Raw genomic sequence first — 3,478 nt, forward strand, 5'->3', positions numbered from 1 at the left:
GTGCGGCCCGACCCCGACGCGGTGCGGCCCGACGCGCCGGATCCGGCGGTGGTAGCCCGGTTCACGCGAATCGTTCGCCGTCGGTCAACCGGGCCCCACGTGCCCAGGCACCGGCGGTCATGGACGGGCGCCCCTCGGGACGCACATCCCCCAGCAGGACGACGCCACCACCGGTTGCAACGGCGATCTCGCTGTCGCCGGCGCGCACGACGATCCGTCCGGGCTCGAATGCCTGGACCTGGACCTGCGCCGGGGCCGTCTGGTCGTCCGACGTGGACAGCGGACGCACCGGGCCGAGCTTGATCCGATGATCGCGGAACGTCGTCCAGGCACCGGGTGCCGGCGTGGCCGCCCGGACCAGCCGGTCGACGTGAAAGGCCGGCGCGGACCAGTCGATACGCACATCGGCCACGGTCAGCTTGCGCGCGATCGACACGCCCTCGCCCGGTTGCGGTCGGGCGTGTACGGACGCGTCGTCGATGCCGTCCAACACCCCCGTGAGCAGCCGGGCGCCGGCGGCGGCCAGCCGCTCCAGGAGGTCACCGGCGGTGTCATGGGCGCCGATGGTCTCGGTGAGGGTCCCGTACACCGGACCGGTGTCAAGGTCCTCCTCGATCTGGAAGACCGACGCCCCGGTCACCTCGTCCCCGGCGAGCAGGGCGTGCTGCACCGGGGCGGCACCGCGCCACGCTGGCAGCAGTGAGAAATGCAGGTTGATCCAGCCATGCTTGGGGATGTCGAGGGCAGCCCGCGGGAGCAGCGCCCCATAGGCCACCACCGGACAGCACTCCGGCGCGATGTCGGCGAGGCGTGCAAGGAAGGCGGGGTCGCGCGGGCGCTCGGGCGTCAGCACATCCACCGCGGCCTCCTGCGCGAGCGCCCGGACCGGCGAATGGGCGACCTTTCGACCGCGACCGACCGGCCGGTCAGGACGCGTCACCACGGCGACCACCTCATGCCGAGGCGAATCGAGCAGGGCGCGCAGGCTCGGCAGCGCGGCGGCCGGCGTACCGGCGAACACCAACCGCATCAGCGGGCGCGCCCGAACAGCGGATGCGGCGAGGCCTTGACCACCGGCGGGGCCTGGCCGGCCCACTCCGCCTCACGGATGGCTTTCATCGCCGCCTTCTTTGTGATCCGGTCCAGTCGGTCGATGAACAGCACCCCGTCCAGATGATCGGTCTCGTGTTGGACGCAGCGTGACATCAGGCCGCTGCCCTCGATCACGACAGGATCACCGTGGACGTTCTGGCCGACGGCCAGCACCCGGTCCGGTCGTTTCAGCTCGAACGCGATGCCGGGTAGGGAGAGACAACCCTCCTCACCGTCCATCATCTCCTCGCTGAACGGCCCCAGCACGGGGTTGACCAGGTGCCCAACTTCACCGTCCACGTCAAAGGTGAACACCCGCAGTGAGACACCGAGCTGCGGCGCGGCCAGCCCGACCCCCTCCGCCTCGTGCATCGTGTCGGTGAGGTCTGCGACGAGCCGGCGAAGCTCCTTGTCAAAAGTGGTGACCGGATCGGCCACCGTTCGCAGCACCGGATCTCCCAGCAGTCGGATCTCCCGCACCGTCACTGTCGCACCCCTTCCGGCTACACATGTCGAGAGCGGGGGCCGTGCCGCCACACCCATGAAGAGAATCCATGCTACGGGCTGTCGCCGCAGCACCGAAGCCGCGAGCACGAACGCACGATGGCGGAAACACCATGGTCGCGCGCATCACAATGGTCGCACGCGTCCGGGCCGACCCGGATGCGGCGCCCGTCACAACAGGGTGATCGGGTCGAGTATGACCCGTACCGGCGCGGACCGACGGGCGTCGAGCACTCCGCGCGCGGCCTTGAGCGCAACGGCCAGCTGCTGGCCACGGGCCCTGGGGACCCGCACCAGGACACGCTCTCGCCGCTCCTCGCCGGCAGCGGGCTGCCCGGCCCCGGACTGCCCGGCGCCGGCCCGCCCGGCTGGCCTGCCCACCTCATCTAGCGGGCCACCGGCGATGCGATCGTGGTTCGGTGGCATCGCCGGAGGCCGAAGTCCCCAGGTCTCCAGGGGAACCGGACCGAGGACATCGGCGCCGGCCGGGAGCTCCGCGGCTGCGATCAGTTCGGCGACCGGACCGGCGGCGCCCTCGACGGCGGCGATCCGGGTCGCCGGCGGAAAGCCGAGGGCTGCGCGCTCGTCCTGCTCACGACGGATGAACCAGCCCGGGTCCCACCGGGTCAGCGCCTGCACCACCGCCAGACCGACATCGGCGGTGACGACGATCCGGCCGCCGTCGGAGGCGGGCCGTGCCAGTGCCGCTGCCGCGCACCAGCGTCGCAGGGTCTCCTCGGCGGCCCGCAGGTCCGCGCGGCCGAGCAACGCCCAGGTGTCGAGCAACAGGACCGCGCCGTACCCGCCGTCGGCGAGCGGCTCGGCGCCTGGAGTGGCGACCACGAGTGCGGGCGTGGCCGGGACGCTCGCCAGCACGCCGTCCCGGCCCGACGTGCGGACGGCGACGCCCGGGAACGCGCGCCCGAGCTCCTCGGCCGTCCGCCGGTCACCGACGACAGTTGCCCGCAACCGGGTGTCGCCACAGGACGGACACCGCCACCCGGCGGCCCCCGCCGGCGGTCGGCTGGAGAGGTCGAGCGCGGGGCGGCCGCACCAGTTGCAGGTGGGCGGCCCGGTGCCGCTCGGACGCCCGAGCGAACCCTGGCAGTGGCCGCATCGGGCCGGGCGACGACAGCCGGTGCAGGCCAGCGAAAGCTGGTACCCGCGCCGCGGCACCTGGACGAGCACCGGCGTGCCGGCGGCCAGCGCGTCGTGGGCCGCCCGCCAGGCAAGGGACGGCAGCCGCGCGGCCCGTGCCGCCGGATCCCTGGCCGCTTCGAAATCCGAACCGGTGGCCTCCACCCGGGCAGCGGCGGCCCGTACCACCGGCCGCGGCGGGGCCAGCACGCCGGCCCAGCCGACCCGAACCAGGGCCTGCGCGTCGGCCGACGGCGACCACCCTCCGATGATCAGACCCGAGCGCTGCTGCCGGGACCGCAACACGGCGACGTCGCGGGTGTGCGGGTAGGGCGAGCGCGGTTCGGCGTGCAGATCGTCCCCGTCGTCCCAGACGATGATCAGGCCGAGGTCGCGGACCGGCGCGAACACGGCCGCGCGGGTGCCCACCACCACCCGCGCGGTCCCGCGGCTGACGGCCAGGAATCGGCGGTACCGTTCGGCCGGGCCGAGGTCGGCGCGCAGCGCGACACAGCCGGCCGCGCCGGGGACATCCCGCATCGCGGTCACGACGCGGTCGATGTCACGGTGATCGGGCACGACGACCAGCGCACCCCGGTCGGATCGGACTGTGGCGGCCACGGCAGCGGTCACCATCGCCGGCCAGGACGGCCCGGGAAGGGCCCACCACACCGCTCGGGGGCTGCCGCCGGTGGCCAGGTCCCCCAGCAGCCGTTCGCCCTGGGGGTACTGCGACCAGGCGCCA

The 3,478-nt window shown here is 73.6% G+C and carries 3 protein-coding genes; all 3 read right to left on the reverse strand.

Translation table 11 applies throughout. The features are described 5' to 3' along the window. Positions 1–61 precede the first annotated feature (61 nt). Positions 62–1,030 carry a methionyl-tRNA formyltransferase gene (fmt, locus tag U9980_RS10035; RefSeq protein ID WP_322767674.1) on the reverse strand — a complete coding sequence of 323 codons (969 nt, stop codon included), beginning with the start codon at positions 1,028–1,030 and terminating at the stop codon, positions 62–64. Next, entirely contained in the window at positions 1,030–1,578 is a 549-nt protein-coding gene (def, locus tag U9980_RS10040; protein WP_322747520.1) for a peptide deformylase, read from the reverse strand. Before def ends, fmt begins: the two co-directional genes overlap by 1 nt. Before the next feature lie 189 nt (positions 1,579–1,767). Then, on the reverse strand, positions 1,768–3,478 hold a 1,711-nt coding region (locus tag U9980_RS10045), incomplete at its 5' end, for a primosomal protein N' (protein ID WP_322767675.1).

Source organism: Protofrankia sp. Cr1, from assembly GCF_963555865.1.
Lineage (GTDB): Bacteria > Actinomycetota > Actinomycetes > Frankiales > Frankiaceae > Protofrankia.